General features: G+C 72.3%; 19 protein-coding genes. 12 read left to right on the forward strand and 7 right to left on the reverse strand.

The features are described 5' to 3' along the window. Positions 1-16 precede the first annotated feature (16 nt). On the reverse strand, positions 17-1,261 hold the full coding sequence (locus tag ACXJMZ_RS01930) for a Dyp-type peroxidase (RefSeq protein WP_457028206.1): 1,245 nt from the start codon (positions 1,259-1,261) through the stop codon (positions 17-19). Positions 1,262-1,477: 216 nt separating this feature from the next. Continuing rightward, positions 1,478-2,725, reverse strand: a complete 1,248-nt coding sequence (locus ACXJMZ_RS01935; RefSeq protein WP_457028207.1) for an SAV2148 family HEPN domain-containing protein — start codon at positions 2,723-2,725, stop codon at positions 1,478-1,480. A gap of 388 nt (positions 2,726-3,113) precedes the next feature. Here ACXJMZ_RS01935 and glgX point away from each other — a divergent pair, with 388 nt between their 5' ends. The 6 genes from glgX to ACXJMZ_RS01965 all read left to right on the forward strand — a co-directional run bounded on the left by glgX (position 3,114) and on the right by ACXJMZ_RS01965 (position 14,329). Continuing rightward, positions 3,114-5,231 carry a glycogen debranching protein GlgX gene (gene glgX, locus ACXJMZ_RS01940; protein ID WP_457028208.1) on the forward strand — a complete coding sequence of 706 codons (2,118 nt, stop codon included), beginning with the start codon at positions 3,114-3,116 and terminating at the stop codon, positions 5,229-5,231. A gap of 105 nt (positions 5,232-5,336) precedes the next feature. Continuing rightward, positions 5,337-7,754: a malto-oligosyltrehalose synthase gene (treY, locus tag ACXJMZ_RS01945; RefSeq protein ID WP_457028209.1), complete on the forward strand. Its 2,418-nt coding sequence runs from the start codon at positions 5,337-5,339 to the stop codon at positions 7,752-7,754. Positions 7,755-7,773: 19 nt separating this feature from the next. Further along, positions 7,774-9,495 (forward strand): malto-oligosyltrehalose trehalohydrolase, encoded by a 1,722-nt coding sequence (gene treZ / locus ACXJMZ_RS01950; protein WP_457028210.1) that lies wholly within the window; start codon positions 7,774-7,776, stop codon positions 9,493-9,495. A 111-nt stretch (positions 9,496-9,606) separates the two neighbouring features. After that, positions 9,607-10,332: a WXG100-like domain-containing protein gene (locus ACXJMZ_RS01955; protein WP_457028211.1), complete on the forward strand. Its 726-nt coding sequence runs from the start codon at positions 9,607-9,609 to the stop codon at positions 10,330-10,332. Next, entirely contained in the window at positions 10,329-14,021 is a 3,693-nt protein-coding gene (locus tag ACXJMZ_RS01960) for a DUF6531 domain-containing protein (RefSeq protein ID WP_457028212.1), read from the forward strand. The genes ACXJMZ_RS01955 and ACXJMZ_RS01960 overlap by 4 nt, the downstream gene beginning before the upstream one ends. Further along, positions 14,012-14,329, forward strand: coding sequence for an Imm53 family immunity protein (locus ACXJMZ_RS01965; protein WP_457028213.1), 318 nt, complete (start codon positions 14,012-14,014; stop codon positions 14,327-14,329). The genes ACXJMZ_RS01960 and ACXJMZ_RS01965 overlap by 10 nt, the downstream gene beginning before the upstream one ends. Positions 14,330-14,359: 30 nt before the next feature. Here ACXJMZ_RS01965 and ACXJMZ_RS01970 read toward each other — a convergent pair whose 3' ends face one another. Both ACXJMZ_RS01970 and ACXJMZ_RS01975 read right to left on the reverse strand, forming a co-directional pair. Beyond that, positions 14,360-15,256 carry a transketolase family protein gene (locus ACXJMZ_RS01970; protein WP_457028214.1) on the reverse strand — a complete coding sequence of 299 codons (897 nt, stop codon included), beginning with the start codon at positions 15,254-15,256 and terminating at the stop codon, positions 14,360-14,362. A 20-nt stretch (positions 15,257-15,276) separates the two neighbouring features. Next, a complete protein-coding gene (locus tag ACXJMZ_RS01975) occupies positions 15,277-15,981 on the reverse strand; it encodes a thiamine pyrophosphate-dependent enzyme (protein ID WP_457028215.1) in 705 nt (234 codons plus the stop codon). 58 nt (positions 15,982-16,039) lie between these two features. On the opposite strand from ACXJMZ_RS01975, the gene soxR reads away from it, so the two are divergent. The 4 genes from soxR to ACXJMZ_RS01995 all read left to right on the forward strand — a co-directional run bounded on the left by soxR (position 16,040) and on the right by ACXJMZ_RS01995 (position 20,192). After that, the gene (gene soxR, locus ACXJMZ_RS01980; RefSeq protein ID WP_457028216.1) at positions 16,040-16,528 is read left to right on the forward strand and encodes a redox-sensitive transcriptional activator SoxR; all 489 of its coding nucleotides are present in this window, start codon (positions 16,040-16,042) and stop codon (positions 16,526-16,528) included. Positions 16,529-16,596: 68 nt separating this feature from the next. Further along, a complete protein-coding gene (locus tag ACXJMZ_RS01985) occupies positions 16,597-17,451 on the forward strand; it encodes an SAM-dependent methyltransferase (RefSeq protein WP_457028217.1) in 855 nt (284 codons plus the stop codon). Between the two features lie 72 nt (positions 17,452-17,523). Further along, the gene (locus tag ACXJMZ_RS01990) at positions 17,524-19,791 is read left to right on the forward strand and encodes a hypothetical protein (RefSeq protein ID WP_457028218.1); all 2,268 of its coding nucleotides are present in this window, start codon (positions 17,524-17,526) and stop codon (positions 19,789-19,791) included. Between the two features lie 14 nt (positions 19,792-19,805). Further along, entirely contained in the window at positions 19,806-20,192 is a 387-nt protein-coding gene (locus ACXJMZ_RS01995; RefSeq protein ID WP_457028219.1) for a DUF5955 family protein, read from the forward strand. Here ACXJMZ_RS01995 and coaE read toward each other — a convergent pair. Further along, a complete protein-coding gene (coaE, locus tag ACXJMZ_RS02000; RefSeq protein WP_457028220.1) occupies positions 20,189-20,782 on the reverse strand; it encodes a dephospho-CoA kinase in 594 nt (197 codons plus the stop codon). The genes ACXJMZ_RS01995 and coaE overlap by 4 nt on opposite strands. A 4-nt stretch (positions 20,783-20,786) precedes the next feature. Beyond that, positions 20,787-21,431 carry an MBL fold metallo-hydrolase gene (locus ACXJMZ_RS02005; RefSeq protein WP_457028221.1) on the reverse strand — a complete coding sequence of 215 codons (645 nt, stop codon included), beginning with the start codon at positions 21,429-21,431 and terminating at the stop codon, positions 20,787-20,789. 62 nt (positions 21,432-21,493) lie between these two features. Here ACXJMZ_RS02005 and ACXJMZ_RS02010 point away from each other — a divergent pair, with 62 nt between their 5' ends. Together ACXJMZ_RS02010 and ACXJMZ_RS02015 are read left to right on the forward strand one after the other, a co-directional pair. Further along, a complete protein-coding gene (locus ACXJMZ_RS02010) occupies positions 21,494-21,910 on the forward strand; it encodes a MarR family winged helix-turn-helix transcriptional regulator (RefSeq protein WP_457028222.1) in 417 nt (138 codons plus the stop codon). An 87-nt stretch (positions 21,911-21,997) separates the two neighbouring features. Further along, a complete protein-coding gene (locus ACXJMZ_RS02015) occupies positions 21,998-22,150 on the forward strand; it encodes a hypothetical protein (protein ID WP_157531470.1) in 153 nt (50 codons plus the stop codon). Here ACXJMZ_RS02015 and ACXJMZ_RS02020 read toward each other — a convergent pair. Then, positions 22,140-24,371, reverse strand: coding sequence for an MMPL family transporter (locus ACXJMZ_RS02020; protein WP_457028223.1), 2,232 nt, complete (start codon positions 24,369-24,371; stop codon positions 22,140-22,142). The genes ACXJMZ_RS02015 and ACXJMZ_RS02020 overlap by 11 nt on opposite strands. Between the last annotated feature and the right edge of the window lie 45 nt (positions 24,372-24,416).

Consider the following 24,416-nt stretch of genomic DNA (forward strand, 5'->3'; position numbering starts at 1 on the left):
CGGCCGGCAGGTCGGCTCACTCCGCCAGCATCCCCCGGCCGAGCCAGTCGTTCCCGTCCCTGACCCCGGGCAGCGCGAAGAAGTAGCCGCCGCCGGTGCAGACCAGGAAGTCGCCCAGCGGCTCGCCCTCCAGCCGCCGCTGGACCGCCTCGAACTGCCGGACCAGGTCCTGCTGGTAGCAGCAGAACGCCAGCCCGGTGTCGAGCCGCCCGTCCCCGGCCAGGCCCCGGTCGTAGGTGTAGCCCCGTCGCAGCACCCGGGAGTCGTCGGTCTCGGGGGTGCGCGGGTTGGCCAGCCGGATGTGCGAGTCGAGCGGGATGACGGCGCCGGTCGGGTCCTTGGTGTAGTCCGGCAGATCGGTCTCGGTGGTCCCGCCGAGCGGGGCGCCGGTGTCGCGGCGGCGGCCGATCAGCCGTTCCTGACGTTCCAACGGCAGCTCCTCCCAGGCCTCGCAGAGCACCCGGACGGTGCGCAGCACCTGGTAGCTGCCGCCCTCGGCCCAGGCCGGTTCTCCGCTGCCCGGCTGCACCCAGACCAGCCGGTCCAGCTCCCGGGCCGAGCTCGGGTCCGGGTTGGCGATGCCGTCCTTGAAACCCATCACGTTGCGCTGGGCACCGTCCGGCCGGGCCGGGTTGAGCTGGCCGTCGATCCGCCAGAGCGGCTGCAGCCTGCCCCGGGTGCGGCGGCCGAGGTCGCGCAGCGCGTGGCTGACCACGTCCCGGCTGTCGGCGCAGAACTGGAGCGAGAGGTCGCCGTGCAGCTCACCGGCGCGCAGCCGGTCGCCGCGGAACGCCGGCATCTGGCGGATCCGGGCCGGCTGCACCCCGGCCAGGCCGTAGCGGCGGTCGAACAGCGTGGCGCCGACGCCGACCGTGACGGTGAGGCCGTCGGCGGGGATCACCGGGCCGAGCGTGCCGCTGTCGCCGGTCGGGGCACCCGGGGCGTCGGCCGGCGGGGTGCCGCCCGCGGTGAGGAAGCGGATCCGGCCCGTCAGGTCGCGCAGCAGCTCCGCCAGTCCGGCCCGGTCGGGCACGGTGACCGCGAAGGAGGCGAAGGTGGCGTGGCCCTGGGCGGGGGTGACGATCCCGGCCTGGTGCGGGCCGTGGAACGGGATCACCGCGCGGGGCCGCCCGGTCCTGGCGGCGGCGGGCGCGGCCCCGGCCCCTACCCCGGCGCCCATGGCGAGGGCGCCGGAGGCGAGGGCGGTGGCCTTGACGAAGCTGCGGCGGCCGAATCCGGCCGGGCAGGTCTGATCGGTCATCAGGCGGACTTCCTGGGGCTTGGGAGCGAGTGTCGGTCATCGGCACCTGGAGGGTTCCCGGGCGCACTGTGACCCCGCTGCCCGCTGCCGATGATCAACATCCTGACACCGGGCACGCCCCCCGGCTCGTCCGGCGAGGCCCGCTGACACTCTGTCAGCCGCCCCCCGTTCCGGTACGACTGTCGGCCCCCAGGTCAGGACCCCTCCGGACATCCCTCAGGACACCGCCCGGGAGTCCGCCCAGACCCCCTCGAACTCCTCGCGGTAGACCTCCAGCAGCCCGGGTTCCTGCCCGCCCGGCTCCTGCCCGGCACCGCCGCGCAGCACCAGCGCGGGAGACTCGATCCCGCGCGCCCGCCGCAGGTACGGCTGCACCACGCCGAGATCGCCCGAGCGCCGTCGGCCGGGCGGCCGGGCGCCCTCCACCAGGTACGCGGTGAAGCGCGGCATCTCGTCGAACACCCGGATCTCGAAGCCGCCCTGGTCGCGCAGCCGGGCCCGGACCCGGCGGACGTGCATGATGTTCATCTCGATCGAGCGGGCCAGCTCGCCCCGCCCGAGCCCGAGCTCCCGCTCCCGGCGGCGGACCGCGCTGCTGGCCGGGTTGAGGAAGAGCAGCCGGACCCGGCAACCCTCGGAGGCCAGCCGCACCAGCCGCTTGCCGGTGTAGTTCTGGCAGAGCATGCCGAGCGCGATGCCGACCGCGTCCAGCCGCCTGGCGCCCTCCAGCAGGTCCTCCACCGGCAGCTCGCGCTGCAGCCTGACCCGGTCGGCGTGCACCGAGACCACGTCCGCGAACCGGCCGCCGACCAGCTCCTCGACCACGTCGGCGGGCACCCCGCCGGAGCCGCCGTCCAGCAGGGTGAGCAGCCGGGCGGCGGCCCGCTCGGTCTGCGCCAGCACCGTCCCGGAGAGGCTGCGGTTGCGGGAGACCACGTGCCGGGCGACCTCCAGCTCGTCCAGCGCGAGCTCGATCTCCCGACGGTCGATCAGATAGGGCTCGAAGCACGGCCAGTGCTGCACCATCAGCTCGCGCAGCTGCGGCAGGGTGAGGAAGACCAGCGGGTCGTCGTCGGCCGGGTCGAGCAGGTAGCCCTTGCGGCGGCTGACCTCACGGACCGCGCCGGCCCGGTGCACCCACTCCTCGCCGGCCGGGCCGGCCGCGGCGGTCACCCAGTCCTCGCCGTGCGCGGGCGCGTAGACCGGCCGGAGCACCTCGTCCACCAGGGCGCGCAGCCGCTGTTCGACCAGGTTGAGCCAGACATACGCCCGGCCGGCCAGCCGGACCCGGTGGTCGGCCAGCCCCCACTGGTCGGCGGACCAGGCCAGTGGCGCGGGCTCGGCGGGACCGCCCTGGGCCGGGACGGTGACGCGTTTGGGCGGCCGGCCGCGCATCACCACCGTCGGCGCCTCGCTCCGGCCGGGGTTCTCCGGGCCGTCCCGACCGTCGGCGGGGACCACCATGCGCTACCTCACCTCTCGGCCCACCCCCGGCGGACCGGCGAGATGACGGACCGTCCGCTGACCCTGTCTCAACCATGGCGGAGAGGGCCTGGCCTGAGTCCGCACGGTGCCCGGAGCGCGTGCCGGACGATCAAGGGTACTGCCCGGGTCGGCGGGGGCGCAGCCCCTTGTCCGTACAACCATCCGTTCGGAGAAGGTGGATTAGCCACTGGGCGGACACTCGTTCGGGCGAAGTCGCAGCCGATTGCTCGCGCTGACGGCCTCGGGTTGGGGAGGATTCCGGTATGCCGTGCATCACGGTACGCATGGTCCGTACATGGTTCGGCAGCCAGCCGGGCAGATCCTGTACAGCGCCAATTCCGGTTGGCACCAGGGAAGTTGAGGCGATATGCAGGTCTGGCCAGGGCAGCCGTACCCCCTCGGCGCCACCTACGACGGGGCCGGCACCAACTTTGCGGTGTTCTCCGAGAGCGCCGATCGGATCGAGCTCTGCCTGCTGGGCGAGGACGACTCCGAGACCTCGGTCGAGCTCCGGGAGACGGACGCCTTCGTCCGGCACGCCTACCTGCCCGGTATCCAGCCCGGGCAGCGGTACGGCTTCCGCGTGCACGGCCCGCACAATCCCGGGCTCGGCCAGCGGCACAACAGCGCCAAGCTGCTGCTCGACCCGTACGCCAAAGCGATGAGCGGCCACATCGACTGGGACGAGTCGGTGTACGGCTACCACTTCGGCGCACCCGAGCGGCGCAACGACCTGGACTCGGCGCCGCACACCATGCACTCGGTGGTGATCAACCCGTACTTCGACTGGGGCAACGACCGGCCCCCGCGCACCGACTACCACCGCACCGTGCTCTACGAGGCCCACGTGAAGGGCCTGACCCAGCTGCACCCCGGCATCCCCGACGAGATCCGGGGCACCTACGCGGGGCTCGGCCACCCGGCCGTGATCGAGCACCTGGCCAAGCTCGGGGTGACCGCGATCGAGCTGATGCCGGTGCACCAGTTCGTCCGGGACCACCGGCTGCGCGACCTCGGTCTTTCCAACTACTGGGGCTACAACACCATCGGCTTCTTCGCCCCGCACTCCTCCTACTCCTCCGGCGGGGACCGCGGGCAGCAGGTGCAGGAGTTCAAGTCGATGGTCAAGGCGCTGCACGCGGCCGGCATCGAGGTGATCCTCGACGTGGTCTACAACCACACCGCGGAGGGCAACCACCTCGGCCCGACGCTCTCCTTCCGCGGCCTGGACAACGTCTCCTACTACCGCCTGGCCAAGGACCAGCGGTTCTACGAGGACACCACGGGCACCGGCAACAGCCTGCTGATGCGCAGTCCGCACGTGCTCCAGATGATCATGGATTCGCTACGCTACTGGGTCACCGAGATGCACGTGGACGGCTTCCGCTTCGACCTGGCCGCCACCCTGGCCCGGCAGTTCCACGAGGTGGACCGGCTCTCCTCGTTCTTCGACCTCTGCCAGCAGGACCCGGTGGTCTCCCAGGCCAAGCTGATCGCCGAGCCCTGGGACTTGGGCGAGGGCGGCTACCAGGTCGGCAACTTCCCCCCGCTCTGGACGGAGTGGAACGGCATGTACCGGGACACCGTCCGCGACCTCTGGCGCGGCGAGGCCGCCACGCTGGCCGAGTTCGGCTCCCGGCTGACCGGCTCCTCCGACCTCTACCAGGACGACGGCCGCCGCCCGATCGCCTCGATCAACTTCGTCACCTGCCACGACGGCTTCACCCTGCGCGACCTGGTCTCCTACAACGAGAAGCACAACGAGGCCAACGCCGAGGACAGCCGGGACGGCGAATCGTTCAACCGCTCGTGGAACTGTGGCGCCGAGGGCGACACCGCCGACCCCGGCGTGCTGGAGCTGAGAGCCCGTCAGCAGCGGAACTTCATCGCCACCCTGCTGCTCTCCCAGGGCGTGCCGATGCTCTCGCACGGCGACGAGCTGGGCCGCACCCAGCACGGCAACAACAACGCCTACTGCCAGGACAACGAGCTCTCCTGGGTGCACTGGCCGAAGAACGGCACCCCGGAGTCCGAGCTGCTGGAGTTCACCCAGGGCATGATCTGGCTCCGCCGGGACCACCCGGTCTTCCGCCGCCGCCGGTTCTTCCACGGCCGCCCGGTCTCCGGCACCCACGACGACCTGACCGACATCAACTGGTTCACCCCGGCCGGCGAGGAGATGACCAAGCGGGACTGGTCCACCAGCTACGCCAAGTCGCTCACCGTCTTCCTGAACGGCAACGCGATCTCCGAGCCCGACCGGCGCGGCGGCAAGATCATCGACGACTCCTTCCTGCTGCTCTTCAACGCCCACTCCGAGCCGCTGGAGTTCACCGTCCCGGCCGACCACGGCCAGGAGTGGCAGACCGTGGTGGACACCACCCAGCCGGTGTTGCCCGCCCCGGGCACCGGGACGCGGGTGAAGGCGGGTGACACGCTCTGGCTGACCGACCGCTCGCTGATGGTCCTTCAGCGCCCGGCCTGACCCACCCGCCCACACCGCCCCATCGACCACCCCGTCGACCGCCGTGATTAGGCCGTTCGCACCAACACCGCGTTGGCGCACCAAGCGTCCGGGTAGTCATCAGCCATGACCTCCGAGCAGCCACGCCCGGCGGCGGGCGCCGTCGGTCCACCCACCTCCAGCTACCGGCTCCAGCTCCAGCCCGCCTTCACCCTGCACGACGCCCGGCACGCCGTCCCCTACCTGGCGGCGCTGGGCGTCTCGCACCTGCACCTCTCCCCGCTCCTGGAAGCCACTCCCGGCTCCACCCACGGCTACGACACCGTCGACCACGGCCGGATCAGCGAGCAGCTCGGCGGCGAGCCCGCACTGCGCGAGCTCGCGGCCGAGGCCCACCGCCACCAACTGCGGCTGATCGCCGACGTGGTCCCCAACCACATGGCCGTGCCCGTGCCCGAGCAGCTCAACCAGCCACTCTGGGAGGTGCTCAGGGACGGCCCCGACTCCCGGTACGCGCACTGGTTCGACATCGACTGGACGGCCCAGCCGGGCCCGGTGGACGCGCCCGGGCGCGGCCGGCTGCTGCTGCCGCTGCTCGGCGACCGGCTCGGCGCCGAGCTCGACCGGTTCACCGTGGACGGCGACACCCTGCGGTACTTCGAGCACGCCTTCCCGCTCCGCCCCGGCACCGCCGGGCTGCCGATCGCCGAGCTGATCAGCCGTCAGTGGTACCGGCCGGCCTGGTGGCGGCTGGCCGACGGCGAGCTGAACTACCGTCGGTTCTTCACCGTGAACCAACTGATCGCGGTCCGGGTCGAGGTGCCCGAGGTCTTCGAGGCGACCCACCGCACCCTGCTGCGCCTGCACGCCGACGGCGTGCTGGACGGCTTCCGGATCGACCACCCCGACGGCCTGGCCGACCCGCGCGGCTACCTGCGCAGGCTGGCCGAGGCCACCGGCGGGGCGTACACCGTGGTGGAGAAGATCCTCACCGGCCCGGAGCGGCTGCCCGCCGACTGGGCCTGCGCGGGCACCACCGGGTACGACGCGCTGCGCCGGATCGACGGCGTGCTCACCGACCACGCCGGGGCCGAGCGGCTGGTGCACGCCTACCGGCTGGACTGCGGCACCCTCGCCGCCCCCGCCGAGGAGGCCCGCCGGGGCCGGGCCGAGCTGACCGCGCCGGGCGGCGAGCTGGCCGCCGAAGTGGCCCGGCTGGTCCGGCTGGTGGAGCGGATCTGCGCCGCCGAGCCCGCCCTCGCCGACCACTCGGCCCCGGCCGTCCGGGCGGTGCTGGCCGAGCTGCTGACGGCGTATCCGGTCTACCGCCCGTACGTGGTGCCCGGCGAGCCCGCCCCGCCCGAGGCGGTCACCGACGTCACCGCCGCGCTGGCCGCCGTGCCACCGGAGCTCGCCGCCACCGCCGAGCTGGTCCGCGGCCTGACCCTCGGTCAGCTCGGCCGCAGCCCGGCCAAGGACGAGTTCTGCGCCCGATTCGGCCAGACCGCCTCGGCGGTGGCGGCCAAGGGCGTCGAGGACACCGCGTTCTACCGGTTCAACGCCCTGCTCAGCCTGAACGAGGTGGGTGGGTTCCCCGCCCACCCCGGCCTGCGCCCGGCCGAGTTCCACGACTGGTGCGGCTACCTCGCCGAGCACTGGCCGCACACCATGACGGCGCTCTCCACCCACGACACCAAGCGCAGCGCCGACGCCCGGGCCCGGCTGACCGTGCTGGCCGAACTCCCGGAGCGCTGGGCCGCCGAGTGCGCCGCCTGGACCACCGCCGCCGGCCCCTGCCCGGACCGCCCGACCGCCTGGCTGCTCTGGCAGACCCTGATCGCCGCCTGGCCGGTCGAGCCCGACCGGCTGGTCGGGATACTGCTCAAGTCGGTCCGCGAGGCCAAGCGCGCGACCTCCTGGACCTCCCCGGACGAGCAGTTCGAACGCCGCCTGGCCGAGTACGCCCGCGCGGCACTCGCCAACCCGGGCCTGTCCCCCCGGATCGACGGCTTCGTGCACTCGATCGCCCCGCACGCCCGGAGCAACTCGCTCGCGGCCGCCCTGCTGCACCTGACCATGCCGGGCGTGCCCGACCTGTTCCAGGGCAGCGAGGAGCCGCTCTACACCTTGGTCGACCCGGACAACCGGGCTCCGGTGGACCTCGGCTCGCTCGCCGTCCGGCTGACCGACTCCCCCACCGACCGCCCCGGCGACCTGGCCCGGGAGAAGCTGCACCTGACCGCGACCGCCCTGCGGCTGCGCCGGGCGGGCGAGCTGGGCCCGTACCGGCCACTGTCGGCGACCGGCCCGGCCGCCGGTCACCTGCTCGCCTTCGCCCGCGGCGAGCGGACGGTCAGCGCGGTCACCCGGCTCCCGTACGGTCTCGAGCACCACGGCGGCTGGCGCGACACCGTGCTCGGCCTTCCCGCCGGGCGCTGGACGGACCAGCTGACCGGGCATCAGGTCGAAGGTGGCGAAGTGTCGGTGGCCGAGCTGCTGACGCACCATCCGGTGGCTCTGCTGGTGCGAGACTCCGAAGTCTGACGAGCATGGAGGCAGCAGCGTGACGGAGTACCAGGTCTGGGCCCCCGAGGCGTCCCGGGTCGAGGTCGAGGTGGACGGCTCGGCGCACCCGATGGCGCCGCTGCCCGACCGGGACGGCTGGTGGACCGCCGACGCCCCGGCCGGCGACTACGGCTTCCGGCTGGACGGCGGCCCGCCGCTGCCCGACCCGCGCTCCCCCCGTCAGCCGTACGGCCCGGACGGGCTGAGCCGTCCCGTCGACCACGCCGCCTTCCGCTGGTCCGACACCCCGTGGCAGGGCCGGCCGCTGCCCGGCGCCGTGGTGTACGAGCTGCACATCGGCACCTTCACCCCCGGCGGCACCTTCGAGGCGGCGATCTCCCGCCTCGACCACCTGGTCGAACTGGGCGTGGACTTCGTGGAGTTGCTGCCCGTCTGCCCGTTCCCCGGCCGGCACGGCTGGGGCTACGACGGCGTCTCGCTCTGGGCCGTGCACGAGCCGTACGGCGGTCCTGACGGTCTCAAGCGCTTCGTCGACGCCGCGCACCGCAAGGGGCTCGGCGTGATCCTGGACGTGGTGCACAACCACCTCGGCCCGTCCGGCAACTACCTGCCCGCGTACGGCCCGTACTTCACCGACCGGCACCAGACCCCCTGGGGCTCGGCGGTCAACCTGGACGCCCCCGGCTCCGACCAGGTCAGGGCCTATCTGATCGGCAGTGCGCTCGGCTGGCTGCGCGACTACCGGATCGACGGGCTCCGGCTGGACGCCGTGCACACCCTGGCGGACGACCGCGCCGTGCACTTCCTGGAGGAACTCGCCACCTCCGTCGACCACTTGGCCGCCGCCACCGGGCGGCCGCTGTTCCTGATCGGCGAGTCGGACCTGAACGACCCGCGCACCACCAACCCGCGCCAGACCGGCGGTCTCGGGCTGACCGCGCAGTGGAGCGACGACTTCCACCACGCCCTGCACGCCGCGCTGACCGGCGAATCCCAGGGCTACTACGCCGACTTCGCCCGGCAGCCGCTGGCCGGGCTGGCCAAGACCCTCACCCAGGGGTTCTTCCACGACGGCAGCTGGTCCTCGTTCCGGAACCGCAGCCACGGCCGCCCGTTCCCCACCGACTTCGGCCACCGGCTGCTCGGCTACGCCCAGACCCACGACCAGATCGGCAACCGCGCCACCGGGGACCGGCTCTCCGCCACCCTCTCCCCCGGCCGGCTCGCCGCCGGGGCCGCCCTGGTGCTCACCTCGCCGTTCACCCCGATGCTCTTCATGGGCGAGGAGTGGGGCGCCGGGACGCCCTGGCAGTACTTCACCAGCCACCCCGACCCCGCGCTGGCCGAGGCCGTCCGGCAGGGCCGCCGCCGGGAGTTCACCGCGCACGGCTGGTCCGCCGACGCCATCCCCGACCCGCAGGCACCGGCCACCGTGCTCACCTCGACCCTGGACTGGACCGAGCCCACCGCCGCCCCGCACGCCGAACTGCTCGCCTGGTACCGCCGGTTGATCCGGCYGCGGCGCAGCCACCCCGCCCTCACCGACCCCGACCTGGCCCGGGTCCTGGTCGACTACGACGAGTCCGCCCGCTGGCTGGTGGTCCACCGCGGCCCCTACCGCCTCGCGGTCAACCTCGGCCCCACCGAGCAGCTCCTGCCGCTCAGTTGCGCCGAGCCGCTGGCCACCTTCGGCCGGGTCGAGCCCTCCGACCAGGGGCTCCTGCTCGGCCCCGACTCGACCGCCCTGCTCCGGATCTGACCGACCGTCCACCGCTTGGTCGAGTTCGGTCAAGGAGGCGCAATATCCCGCCCCTCCACGGCAGTCACCGGCTACATTCGCCGACGCATGCTGCTACGGGGGAGGTGCCGCATGGCTATCGAACTGCCCGACGAGGTAGTCACGTTCCTGTCGTTCATCGGGATCAACTGGCCCACCGTGAACGAGGACAAGGTCCGCGAATTCGCGTCACATGTGCGGGAGTTCGCGGAGAACGTGGAGGCGTCCCACCGGGATTCCACCGCGACGATCCACGGTCTTGGCGAGGCGTACCAGGGCGCCTCGTACGAAGCTCTGCTGGCCAAGTGGGCCGCACTGTCGGACAGTCACCTGAACGACCTGGTGCAGGCCTGTCACGTGGTGGCGAGTGCGCTGGACGTGGCGGCGGACGTGATCGTGGCGATGAAGATCGAGACGATCGCCGAACTCGTCGTGCTGGCAGCCGCGTTCATCGCCGACCAGGCGGCGGCGGTGGCGACCCTCGGGGCCGCCGAGGCAGCGGTGATCCTGATCGAGGAGGCCGCGAAGCGCCTGATCAACTTCCTTGAGCAGCAGCTGGAGCAGTACATCATCGCGCAGGTCGTCGAGGCCGCGATCGAGCCGCTGATCGAGACGGTGGCGGGGGCGGTGAACGGCCTGGTCTTCGAGGCCACCGCGAACGCGCTGGGGGTGGACAGCGGCACGGCGGGCGGCACCGGGTTCCGGATCGACCCGGAAGCGCTGGAAGCCCATGCCCTCACCATGCACGACCACGCCGAGACCGTGGTCGGCCACGCCCAGGTGTTCCAGTCCAAGATCGCGGGGGTGAGCTTCGAATGAGCAACCAGATCGTCAAAGCCCTGGAGCACAGCGCCCAGAAGCTCGGCAAGACCCTCGCCGAGGACGCCGGGAAGGCGCTCAAGAACTTCTACCGCAAGGCCGGCGACAACCTGAAGAAGGTCGCCCACAACACCCGGGAGACCGACCGCAAGCATGCCTCCGAGCTGCAGAAGATCCTCGAGGGCGGCCGGAAGGACCTGCACAGCCCGGGCAAGGGCCGGCCGCGCGACAGTCGCACCAAGCTGAACGGCCGCCCCGGGCAGGGGCAGCCCTCGCACGGCAACCGGAAGTGCCGGACCGCGGGCGACCCGGTGGACGTGGTCTCCGGTCAGATGGTCAGCTCGGCGGTCGACCTCCAGCTCCCCGGTCTGCTGCCGCTGGTGGTCCAGCGGTCCTACGCGTCGGGGTACCCGGGCGGCCGCTGGTTCGGTCCTGGCTGGTCCTCGACACTCGACCAACGCGTACAGATCGACGCGGACGGCGTCCACTACGCCGGGGAGGACGCGGAGATCCTGCACTACCCGCGACCGTCCGAGCCGGGGCAGCAGGTCTTCCCGGCCGAGGGAGCGCGGTGGCCGCTCAGGTGGGACCAGGACACCGACACGATCCTGATCGAGGACCCGGAGACCGGTTGGACCAGGCACTTCGCCCCGGATCCGGAGGCGGGGACCTTCCGGTCGATCAGTGCGCTGACCGACCGCAACGGTGACCGGGTGGACTATCTGGCAGGCGCCGACGGCCCGCCGACCGAGCTGCGCCACTCCGGCGGCTACCGGGTCGCGGTCGACACGATCCACACCGCGTCGGGCCCCCGGATCGAGGCGCTGCGGCTGCTGGACGGCACGAACCGTGGTCTTGGTACCACCGTGACGGCGTACGCCTACGACATCCGCGGCCGGCTGGTGGAGACCACCGACTCCTCCGGTGTGGCGCTGGTCCACGGCCACGACGCCCGGGACCGCCTCACCTCGTGGACCGACCGCAACGGCTTCTGGTACCAGTACGACTACGACGCCGACGGCCGGGTGACCCGGGCGCACGGCTCCGAGGACGTCCTGACCGCGAGCTTCGCCTACGACCCCGAGCACCGGTGCACCACGGTGACGGACAGTCTCGGCCACAGGCGGAAGTACCACTACGACCAGCACCACCACATCACCAGGACGGTGGATCCGCTCGGACACACCGTCCAGACCGAGTACGACCGTTACGGCCGACTGCTCTCGCGGACCGACGAGCTCGGACACACCACCCGGTACACCTTGGACGCCAACGGCGACCCGCTCCGGATCGACCGGCCGGACGGCACCTCGGAGACGGCGACGTACAACGGACTCCGGCTGCCGACCGAGATCACCGGGGCCGACGGCCACACCTGGCGGTACGGCTACGACTCCCAGGGCCGCCTGCTGTCGACCGTCGACCCGCTCGGCGCCACGACCGGTTACGGCTACGACCGGCACGGTCGGCTGGCCACCGTCACCGACGCCCTCGGCGCAGTTCGGCGATACGAGACCGACCGGACGGGCCTGCCGGTCGCGGTGACCGACCCGCTCGGTGCGGTCACCCGGGTGACCAGGGACGCGTTCGGCCGGGTGGTCACCCTGACCGACCCGCTCGGGGGCGTCACCCGGATGGGCTGGACGGTGGAGGGCAAACCGGTCTGGCGCGTCGGCGCCGACGGTTCGCGGGAGGAGTGGGAGTGCGATCCGGGCGGAAACCTGCTGCGGCACCTCGGCCCCGACGGGGGCGCGGTGTCGTTCGGCTACGGCCCGTTCGGCCAGGTGACGGAGCGGACCGACGCCGACGGCGCCCGCTACGAGTTCCGGTACGACCGGGAGATGCGGCTGGTCGGCGTTCGCAATCCGCAGGACCAGGACTGGCACTACACCTACGACCCGGCGGGCCGGCTCACGGCCGAGTCGGACTTCAACGGAAGCACGCTCGACTATCGCAACGACGCGGCAGGGCGGCCGGTCGAGCGGACCAACGGCTGCGGACAGACCGTCAGATTCACCCGGGATCCGGAGGGCCGGGTCACCCGTCGGGAGGCGGACGGCAGCACCCCCGCCGCCTTCCGCTACGACGGACTCGGCCGACTGCTCGAAGCCACGGCCGACAGCGTGGTGGTCTTCGAACGGGACGCCCTCGGCCAGGTCCTGACGGAGAGCATCGACGGCCGGGCCGTGACCAACCGGTACGATCTGACGGGCCGACGGATCCGCCGGAGCACCCCGACCGAGGCGATCTCGGAGTGGACGTACGACGCGAACGGTCAGGCCCGCACGCTGGCGACCCTCGGTGGCGGACTGACCTTCGACCGCGACCTCGCGGGCCGCGAGACCACCCGCCACCTGGGGCAGGGCGCCGCGCTCACCCAGACCTGGGACGCGGCGCACCGGTTGACCGCCCAGTCACTGTGGTCCCGGATCCCGGCGGTCGGCGAGTCACCGGCCCGGTACGAGGCACTGCAGCAGCGCACCTACGTCTACCGGCCGGACGGGCACCCGTCCTCGGTCACCGACCTGCTCCGCGGCAATCGGTCGTACGGTCTCGACGCCGTCGGCCGGGTCACCTCGGTGCAGGCTGCCAACTGGACCGAGGCGTACGCCTACGACGCCCTCGGGAACGTCACGGCAGCGGACGGCGGACCGGCCCCGTCCGCGGCGGACGTGTCGGGTGAACGGCGCTACCGCGGAACACTGATCCGCTCGGCCGGCCGCACCGGCTACCAGCACGACGAACAGGGCCGGACCATCCGGGAGATCCGGCGCACCCTCTCCGGCAAGGTCCTGGAACGGACCTTCGGGTGGGACGCCTACGACCGGCTGGTCCGCGTCGTGACAGCCGACGGCCAGACCTGGGAGTACCGGTACGATCCGCTGGGCCGGAGGATCGCCAAGCAGCGGACCGACGTGGCCGGCCCGGCCGTGCTGTTCTGCTGGGACGAGGACCGCCTGGCCGAGCAGACCTCCGTCTCCGCCGAGGGCCGGACGGTCGTCACCACCTGGGACTGGGAGCCACACGAATACCGTCCCGCGAGCCAGCTCCACCGGTCGTGGCCGTCCGACGCCCCGCAGACGGAGACCGACCGGCGGTTCTACGCGATCGTCACCGACGCGATCGGCGCGCCGAGCGAGCTGGTCACTACCGACGGGCGGATCGCCTGGTGTGCGACGACGGATCTGTGGGGCTCGACCTTGGCCGGCCCGGGCACGGAGGCCCACTGCCCACTGCGCTTCCCCGGCCAGTACCGGCACGACGAGACGGGGCTCGACTACAACTACCACCGGTACTACGACGCCGGGATCGGCCGATACCTCTCCCCCGACCCGCTGGGCCTGGCGCCGGCGCTCAACCACCACGCGTACGTCGACAACCCGCTGAGCCAGCTCGACCCGCTCGGCCTCGCCCGGGCGCCGCGCCTGCGACCGGACCCGGACGCCACCGGGCCGCACACCACCTTCCGCCGGGACGGGACGACCGGTCAGGTCACGCACTACGCGGAGTGGGAGCCCCAGACGAACCCGCGCGACCCGGCACCCTGGAAGATGACCAAGCGGGCCGACATGGTCGGCCCGCCCCACTTCGACCGGAAGACCGGCATCACGGTGCCGACACCGCACGTGAACCTTCCGGACGGAAGTGCTCGCCCCGCCGAACCATGGGAGATCACGCCGTGCCCCTAGACGCTCCGGATCCGCTGGGCTTTCTCACCTCCTGGTACGCCGACCAGTGCGACGGCGACTGGGAACACGAGTACGGCATCCGCATCGAGACCCTCGACAATCCCGGTTGGTCCGTCGAACTCGATCTCGAGGGCACCGGACTCGACGGCGTCGTGCTCGACCGGATCGAGAGCACCCAAGGGGACTCCTGGCTCCAGGCCTGGTCGGACGGTTCGGTCTTCCACCTGCGCTGCGGTCCCGCCGACCTCGGCCGCGGGCTGGCGACCTTCAGGGACTTCGCCGGTCTGCACGGATCGGGAGAGCATTAGGGGATTCTCCCGACCTGGGCCCGGACAGCCTCACCACAGGTACGAGGCGATCCGCTCGCGCAGGCCGGCCGCGTCCAGGCCGTAGGCGGCCAGGTGCTCCGGGACGGAGCCGTACTGGCGGTGCTCCTCCTTCGGGACGCCGAGGCCGAGCACCCGGTGCGGGAGGTCGTTCAGTGCCTCGTTGACCTCGCCGACCGAGGTGCCCGCCAGGTAGGGCTCGACCAGGACCACGCTCGCCGGACCGTCCCCGACCGCGGCCCGGAGACCGTCCCGGTCGAACGGTCGCACCGTGGCCGCGTACTGCACCGTCAGGTCCAGCCCCTCGGTGGCCGCCAGGACGGCGTCGAGCATCGGGCCGACCGCCAGCACAACGCCCCGCCTGCCCTGACGGATCGTCAGGAACTGGCCCGGCGCGACCGGCTGAGCGGTGGCGTTCTGGTGCACCGACAGCCGGACGTACGCCTTCTGGTCGCCGTCCGCCACCGCGTGCCGCAGCAGCCGCTCGGCCTCGTCCGGGTGCCCGGGCACGTGCACCGTCCAGCCGGGCAGGGTGTCCAGCAGCGCCACGTCGCCGGGCGCCATGTGGGTCCGGCCGCCGGCCGGCCAGTCGTACGAACCGGCCGCGCTGACCAGCACCGCGCCGACACCCTGGTGGCCGAGGTCCAACTTGACCTGCTCGAAGGGGCGTTCCACCAGGAAGCTGGCGAAGGTGTGGGCGATCGGCCGCATCCCGGCCAGCGCCAGGCCGCCGGCCACGCCGATCAGCAGCTGCTCCCTGATACCGACGTTGATCACCCGGTCGGGGTGCTCGCTCCGGGCGGCCGCGAAGGCGTCCGCGCCGATGTCGGCCAGCACGACGGCCAACCTCGGTTCCTGGTCCAGCAGTTCGGTGCTGACGGCCGCGAAACGCTCGCGCATGGTGTCCATGATGTCTTCCGCTTCCCCTCTTAGTACTTGGACTCGACCTGGGCGACCACGACATGCGGCCGGCCCTCGTGCGGCGCGGTGAACGCCTGGTACAGCGCCTCGTGATCCCGGCCGTCCACCGTGACGGCCGACCAGCCCGCGCCCTCGAACCGGGCCGCGATCCCGCCCTGCCAGCCCAGGCTGGCCGAGGAGTTGTCGATCACCACGGTGTGCAGCCGGTCAAGCCCGTAGGCCCCGGCGAAGGCGACCGCCTCGTGGTTGCTGCCCTCGTCGAACTCGGCGTCCCCGATCAGCACCCAGACCGCCGGGTCCGGCAGACCCTGGGCGCGCAGCCCGAGCGCGGTGCCGACCGCCAGCGGCAGGCCGTGGCCGAGCGATCCCGAGCCGATCTCGGCGCCGGGCACCAGCAGGCGGTCCGGGTGGTGGCCGAGCGGCGAGTCGTAGTCGCCGAAGCTCGGCAGCACCGCCGGGTCGAGGAAGCCCTTGGCGGCCAGCACCGCGTAGTAGGCCATCGGGCCATGGCCCTTGGAGAGCAGGAAGCGGTCCCGGTCGGCGGCCGTGACGCTCTCCGGGCCGACCCGGAGCACTCGGTGATAGAGCACCCAGAGCGCGTCCAGGGTGGAGGTGGCGGCGGGGCCGTGCTTCTCGTCGCCGGTCATCAGGGCCATCAGGTGGGCCAGGTCGTCGAAGCCGTACTGCTGCGGAGTGGTCGCTGCGGTGGTCATGGATGAGATCGTGCAACTTGAAGTCGACTTCAAGTCAAGCCCGGTATTGTTCCGACCCGTGACTCTCTCCCGGCACGATCTGCTCACCATCGGTCAGCTCTCCGAGCGCAGCGGGATGGCCACCTCCGCGCTGCGCTACTACGAGAAGCTCGGACTGATCGGCTCCGAGCGCACGGCCGGCGGCCAGCGTCGCTACCAGCGCGCCACCCTCCGCCGGGTCGCCTTCGTCCGGGCCGCCCAGCGGGTCGGCCTGTCCCTCGACGAGGCCCGCACCGCGCTCGACCGGCTCCCCGGCGACCGGGCGCCGAGCAGCCAGGAGTGGAGCACGGTGGCCGAGTCGTGGCAGTCCAGGATCGACGAGCAGATCGCCGAGCTGGAACGCCTCAAGCAGAAGCTCACCGGCTGCATCGGCTGCGGCTGCCTGTCCCTCTCCCGCTGCGCGCTCTACAACGCCGGCGACCGCGCCGGGACCGCCGGGCCCGGTGCCCGCTATCTGCTCACCCGCGATCCGTCCGGAGGTCCGGAGCCGCACACCGCCGACCTCTGATCCAACTATGCTGCGTTCGAAACATCTCGGCACCCGGCCGACTCGAACAGCCACGGGGGAGAACAGACATGACCGATCATCAGGATGTCTCGCTGGACTGGATGTCGGGTGACCAGGACGAACTCCGCCCGCCGACCGACCTGCGCCCGGAAATACCGCACCCGGCCCGGATGTACGACTACTACCTGGGTGGCAAGGACAACTTCCCGGCCGACCGGGAGGCCGCCGAGAAGGTGCTCTCGCTCAGCCCGCTGGTGCGGATCAGCGCGCTCGCCAACCGCTCCTTCCTGCAGCGCGCCGTCCGCAGACTCGCCGCCGAGTACGGCATCCGGCAGTTCCTGGACATCGGCACCGGCATTCCGACCGCGGGCAACACCCACGAGATCGCGCAGCAGGTGCACCCCGACGCCAAGGTCGCCTACCTGGACAACGACCCGATCGTGCTGGTGCACAGCCGCGCGCTGCTGGCCGGTGCCGGAGCCGGCAACGCCACCGTGGTCCAGGCCGACCTGCGCGACCCCGCGGCGATCCTGGACAACTCCGAGGTCCGCAAGGTGATCGACCTGGGCGAGCCGGTCGCTCTGCTGCTCTTCGCGGTCCTGCACTTCATCGACGACGCCGACGACCCGCGGGCCATCGTCCGCACCCTGGTCGATGCCCTCCCGTCCGGCAGCTTCCTGGCGATCTCGCACGGCACCACCGACTTCGCCACCCCGGAGGCGGCCGCAAAGGGCCCCGCCGTCTACAGGAGCGCCACCGCCCAGCTGAGCATGCGCACCAAGGCCGAGGTGCTGAGCTTCTTCGACGGCCTCGAACTGCTCGAGCCCGGCCTGGTCACCGCCCCGAGCTGGCACCCGGACCAGCCGCCGGCCGACACCGACGCGACCACCGGCATCTGGGCCGGGGTCGCCCGCAAGCCCTGAGACTCGGCATATCCCTGACAGTCACCCCCCTGCGGCGTAGGGTGCTCAGCACCGGACGCGCTGGGGGGTGCAATGGAACTGGGCTTCGCTGTAACGAAGTTGGCCCGACGCCGGCTGCTGGCGGTCTGCCTGGCCCTGATCGTGCTGGGCAGCCCGTGGGTGCAACGGTGGTTGCTGGACCAGGACAGGCCGGAGAACCAGATCCTGGACTGGCTGCGGCGTCAGCTCCTCTCGGCCGGCTGGTGGGTGGTCGGCGACGATCCCGACCTGGTCTGGGCGTTCAGCCAACTGGCCGGGACCGTCACGTTCCTGGCCGTACTGCTGGTTCTGGTGGCCCTGTACGTGCCGTTGCGCCAGGGGCGGGCCGCCCTGTTGGTGGGTTGCCTGGGCGCCGGGGGGCTGGCGGGCCTGCTGTCGGCGCTGCCGATCTGGGTCATCCTCTGGCAGGGTGACCGGCTGCACGGCTATCTCCGCGCCGACCTGGCCTTCGTGGAGCAGATCACCGCCGCCCTGACCTTCGGCCTGTTCGTCGGCCTGCTCCTCACCCTCGTCCTCCTCTCCCTGGCAGCCCGGCCGGAGGACGCCTCGGCGGCGGCCACCCGGCAGCCCACCCGCAAGCGTGAACGGAGCACCGTCATGGCCGAGTACCAGCGACCGAACTCCACCCCGCTGGGCAGCGTGCCGGGCGACGTGACCCGGTACGTCAGCGCGGCCGCGTACACCCACGACCTGCTCGCCGACTCGGTCGTCGAGCACCTGGTGTACGACGAGTTCGGCGCCGTCGCCAGCTCGCCCGCCTTCGACCTGGTCCCGGTGGCCCGGCACAGCATCGCCGCCCAAGGTCTGCGCCGGCGACGGGACTTGGCCCTCACCGTGGTGTTCGGTGTGATCCTGCTCTTCGCACCCCTGTGGCTACTGTTCGCCCGGGGCGCGCTGTGGGCGCTCAGCCGTTCGTCCGCCGACACCAGCACTGCCTGGACCGCCCGGGGACGCAGCCTGTTCACCACCCCGTACGCGGTGCTTCGGCTGGCCGTGACCGGGATCGCCGTGCTCGGGACCGGGCTGGTCCTGGCCCTGCTGCTCGGCTCGGTCGACCCGGGCGGGCTGCTGAGCTGGCTGCTCGGCAGCTGGCTGCTCGGCATCCCGGCCCTGGTGGTCACCACCGGCGGGCTGGTGGCGGCCTATCTGCTGACGCTGCGTCATGTGCTGGACGTGGATGCCCGGCTGCGTGGCCAGTTCCGGCGCGAGGTGTTCCGCCCCGACCTGCCGGTCTCGCCGTCCGGCACCCGCGAGACCCAGCTCCGGCTGGCCGCCATCGCCAAGGCCCAGCGGGGGAATCTCACCATCTACAGCGGCTACGACCCGTTCGTCGGCTACTCCGGGACGCGCGGCAGCTGGACGACCGCCGTGGCGCTGCTGCCCGCTCCCGCCGGGCCGGGTCAACCGGCGCTCGGCCTGCAGGAGTTCGACGTCTGGCAGCTGGTCAGCGCGGTCCGGCTGCGACTGCAGGAGACCTCCGCCCGGCACGCAGCCGACAAGCCCGGGAAGGACGAGACCGACCTGTCGGTGCTCAAGCTCCAGGACCGGGTCTTCGCCAACGGCGCCGCCCTGGCCGGGAACGACGAACTGCTGCCGCCCGACCAGCTCTCCCCGGCCACCTCGCTGCCGGAGGACCGGGTCCGGGAGATCGCCCTCAACCCCACCGGCGTGGTGCGGCACTACCTGGCCGCGAACCTCCCGCTCTGGGGCGGTGACGTGGTGCCGAGCCTGTTCCTGCACATGTCCACCGACGGCCGGACCATGCACATCCAGGCCGAGCGGCGCATCCTGTCCCCGGTGCACGCCTGGTACCACGAGATCGACCTGCTGCCCGCCACCGCGACCGCGACCCGCCTGCGCATCCTGCGGCTGGCCGGCGTCGGCGGCACCGCCCGCACCTTGTTCGGCGCACCCCGGGCCGCCTACCGGCAGGCGMCGGCGGCCCGACGGCGGCAACGGCGCAGGTTGCACGAGCTGCTGACGATCGAACAGAGCCCGGGCTTCGACTACGGAGCCGCACCGAGCGTGCGGGAGGCGGCCGACAGCGGGCACTACCAGAACTACTTCCAGCAAATCGACGCCAACCGGGCCTTCGACACCCTCGACCGGCACGCCTTCGCGGCGATCGTGGAGTTCCTTGACGAGCACGGCGTGGACACCAGAGACCTGCGGCAGCAGCAGCAGACCATCCTGAACCACGGGGTGATCCAGCAGGGCGGTATCAGCGTGGTCGGCAACCAGGCGATCGGCCAGGGTGCGACGGCCAACCAGCAGACCCCTGACCTCGACAAGACCCTGTGACGGAGGAGCAGTTGATGGCGAACGACCCCGTGACCAACCACGGCGTGCAGCAGTTCGGCGGCCGGAGCCAGGTCGGCAACCAGGCGATCGGGCAGCACGCCCGCGCGGTCAGCGGCCCGGTCGGCTTCCAGAACCTGGCCGTCGACCACCGGGCATTGGCCGTCGAACTGCTGGCCACTGTCGAGCGGTTGCTCGCCGAGCACCGGGCCGAGCTCCCCGACGGCGACACCCCGCAGGTCGAAGTACGCCGCCTGCGCGAGGAGTTGGCCGAGCAGAGCCCCGAGCCCGGCGTGCTCCGCCGGGCCCTGGACCGGCTGACTGCGATCGCCGCCCCGGTCGCCCCGCTGGCCGTCGCGGTCGCCGAACTGACCGGCGCCGTCCAGGGCATACTGGGAGGTTAGCGCCGCTTCTGCAGCGTCTCCCACAACTCCTGGACCCGGGGCGCCAGTTCGTCCAGCGAGCCACTGTTGTCGATCACCAGGTCGGCGATCGCCAGCCGGGTCTCCCGGTCGGCCTGGGCGGCCATCCGGGCCCGGGCCTCGGCCTCGGTCATGCCGCGCAGGCGGACCAGGCGGTCGATCCTGGCCTCGTCGCTCGCGTCCACCACGACCACCTGGTCGTAGAGCGGCGCGAGCCCGTTCTCCGCGAGCAGCGGGACGTCGTGCACCACCACGTCCCGCTCCCCCGCCGCGGCCTCCAGCTCGGCGGACCGGGCGCGGACCAGCGGGTGCACGATCGCGTTCAGCGCCGCCAGCCGCTCCGGGTCGGCGAAGACCAGCGCGCCCAGCGCGGGCCGGTCCAGCGAGCCGTCGGCCCGCAGCACCGAGGGGCCGAACTCGGCCGCCACGGCCCGCAGTCCGTCCGTCCCCGGTGCGACCACCTCACGGGCGATCAGGTCGGAGTCCACGATCAGCGCGCCCAGCGCGGCCAGTTGCCTGGAGACCTCGCTCTTGCCCGCGCCGATCCCGCCCGTCAGTCCGATCCTCAGCATGGCGTCAGGCTACCGCCCCGTCGAGATCGAGCTGCTCGCCGGTCTTCGGCTGCCCGAACTCCACCCCTGCGGTCCCGCCGATCAGCCTTACGTGTACCGCCTGCCCGGCCTCGCTGAGCACCGCCTCGTGCACGGCGAGCGCCCGCCGGGGCGCGGCCTCGCGGACGTAGTCGATCAGGTCGGCGATCCGCGCCCAGGGCGCGGCCAGCGGGAGCAGCAGCGTCTCCACCGGCTGCGGCGGCAGGGTCAGTGCGTCGCCGGGGTGGAACAGCCGGCCGTCCAGCAGGAAGCCGATGTTGCCGACCCGGGGGATGTCCGGGTGGATCAGGGCGTGCCACTCGCCGTGCACGCTGACGTCGAGTCCGTTGATCTCGAACGCATCGCCCTCCCCCACCACCTTGACCCGGCTGCCCAGCCCGGTCAGCTGCCGGGCGACCGATCCGTTGGTCCAGATCCGCAGCCCGGGGTCGGCCTCGACGGCCGCGCGCAGGCGGTCCTCCACGAAGTGGTCGAAGTGCTCATGGGTGATCAGCACCGCGTCGGCACCCCGCAGGGCGCCCTCCTCGGTGAACGCCCCTGGGTCGATGACCACGGTGGCCCGCTCGGTCTCGACGCGTACGCAGGCATGTCCGAACTTGGTGAGTCGCATGCCCGAAACACTACAGCAGAACTGTACAGTTCTGCTGCACAGAACCTCGATAGACTGACCCCATGGAGAATCTCGACCCCTTGGAACTCGCTGCCGAGCTGCGCACCACCATCGGCACCCTGGTCCGCCATCTGCGGGTCGGCGACGAGCTGCCGCAGAACCAGGCCGCCGTGCTCGGCCGGCTGGTCCGCGAGGGCCCGCACACCACCGCCGAGCTGGCGGAGCGTCAGCGCGTCCGGCACCAGTCGATGGCCCGCACCGTCGCCCTGCTCACCGAGGCCGGGCTGGTCGAGCAGCAGCGCCACGCCACCGACGGCCGCAAGGTGCTGCACGCCGCCACCACCGAAGGCACCGCTGCCCTGCACGCCCAGCGCAGCCGCCGCGAGGGGGACTTGGCGACTGCCATCGCGGAGCGGCTCACCCCGGCCGAACAGCACCGGCTACGGGACGGCATCGCGCTGCTCGGCAGGCTCGGCTGATCCGCCGTCCGGGTGACCCGGCCATGCCCTCCGGGCTCCGGGCGCGTTGAGCAGGTCGCTCCGTACCGCCCCGAAGGGATGCCCGTCATGAAGCTCACCAAGACCAGGCTCGCCGTCCTGCTGATCACCGCCGCCGGCGGTCTGCTGCTGGCCGGCGCCGGTCCGGCGGCCGCCTGCGACGCGCTCGGCGGGTTGGCCGCGCTCAACGGCGACTTCGCCAACAGCTGCCTCAGCCGCTGACCGCGACCGGTTCCCGCTCCACCGACTCCAGCTCCGCAGTACCCCGCTGCACCGGCAGCACCGCTGCCTGGATCGGCGGCAGCGCGACGTGCTCGGTCAGCCCGATCCGCCGGTGCAGCCGCCGCAGCGGAGCGGGCGCCCACCAGTTGAACTCGCCGAACAGCGTCATGGTGGCCGGCACCAGCAGACAGCGCACCAACGTCGCGTCCACCGCGACGGCCACCGCCAGCGCGACGCCCATCTCCTTGACCATCAGCATCTGCCCCGCCGCGAACCCGGCGAAGACGATCACCATCAGCAGCCCGGCCGAGGTGATGATCCGTCCGCTCCGCTGCAGCCCGAGCTCCACCGAGCGGGCGGAGCTGTACCCCTCGTCCCGCAGCTCCTTGATCCGGGCCAGCAGGAAGACCTCGTAGTCCATCGAGAGGCCGAAGGCGAAGGCGAAGACCAGCACGGGTATGAAGGTCTCGAGCCCGCCGGTCGGGGTGAAGCCCAGCAGTCCGCTGAAGTACCCGTGCTGGAAGACCAGGGTGAGCGCGCCGAGCGAGGCGCCCAGCGAGAGCACGTTCATCAGCAGCGCCTTGACCGGCATCACCACCGAGCCGGTCATCAGGAACAGCAGCACCAGCGTGCCGACCGCGACCAGCGCGAGCGCCCAGGGCCCCCGGGTGGCGATCTCGTGCTGGAAGTCGACCACCGAGGCGGCGTCCCCCGTCACGTACGTGGTCAGCCCGCCCCGCTGGTCGCGCAGTTCACCGACCACGTCCTTGGCCCCGGCACCCTGCGGGTCCCCGGCGACCAGCACCTCCACCGTGCTCAGCTCCGGCGAGACCGGTGTGACGGCCCGTACGCCGGTCACCCCGGGGAGCTTGGAAACCACCTGATCGGCGTACTGCTGCGCGGCCGCCCGGCCGCCCTCGACCACCACGGTGACCGGTGCGGGGGCCAGCTGCGGGAAGCGCTGCTCGATGGTCTCGGCCACCTGCCGGCCCGCCGAGGAGGCGGGCAGCACCCCGGCGCCGGAGCTGCGCCAGTCCGAGCTGAGGAAGGGGGCGCCCGCCGCCATCAGCAGCGCGACGCAGATCAGCACCACCGGCACGGCGCGCCGCTGCACCCGGCGCGCCGTCCGGGCGAAGAAGCCGTCGTCCGAGACCGGTCCGCTGGGTGTCCTGACCCGGTGTCCGACGAAGCCGAGGAGCGCGGGGATCAGCGTGAGCGCCGCCGCGACGGCGATCACCACCACGCTCACGCCGGCCACCGCGACGGCCCGGAAGACCGGGCTGGTGAAGACGAAGAGTCCGGAGAGCGCGACGGCGACGGTCAGTCCGGAGAAGGCGACCGTCCGTCCCGCCGTGGCGGCGGTCCGCTCGACGGCGGCCGCGATCGCGGCCCCGTGCCCGCGTTCCTCCCGGAACCGGTTGACCATCAGGAGCGCGTAGTCGATCGAGAGTCCGAGGCCGAGCACGGTGGCGATCGGCAGCACGCTGGTGTCGATGTCCATCAGCCGGCTGAAGCCGAACATCGCCAGCAGGGCCCCGCCCACCGAGGCGACCGCGCCGATCACCGGCAGGCTCGCGGCGGCGAAACCACCGAAGACCAGCACCATCACCAGCAGGGTCAGCGGCAGCGTGACGATCTCGCCGAACTTGGTGTCCCGCTCGGTCTGGTCCTTGACCTCCTGCTGGGTCACCAGGTCCCCGCCGACCGTGACGTGCGTGCCAGGGGCGTGGATCGCGGCCAGCTCGGCCGTCACGGCCGTCAGCTGGGCGTCGGTACTGCCGTCGGCCATCCGCACCGAGACCAGACCGGCATTGCCGTCGGTCGAGGTCAGTGCGCCGCCGGTGCTGTACGTGTCGGAGACCGAGGCCACCCCGGGCAGCCCGCCGATCTCGGCGGTGGCGGCCGTCACGGCGGCCTTGACCGCCGGATCGCTCACCGGTGCACCGTCCACCACCGCGGTCACGGCGCCCCGCGCCGGGTCGGCCGCAGCCACCGCGGCCGTACCGGCGGCCGACTCCGAACCGCCCGCCGAGGTGGTCGACACACTGCTCTCGAACACCCGCCCGCCGATCAGCACCCCGAGCAGCAGCACCACGGCCCACAGGCCGAGTACCCAGCGCCGGTGGCGATGGCAGAACCGGCCGAGGGCCGCGAGCTGCCCGCCGACCTGAGGKCCGGCGGGCTGACGGGTGGGAGATGCCGCAGTGAGGGTGGTGCGCATATGTGCGTAGCCTTTCGGGCAGTTCCCCTCAAAGCTAGGCGTAAA

This window comes from Kitasatospora sp. P5_F3, from assembly GCF_054049135.1.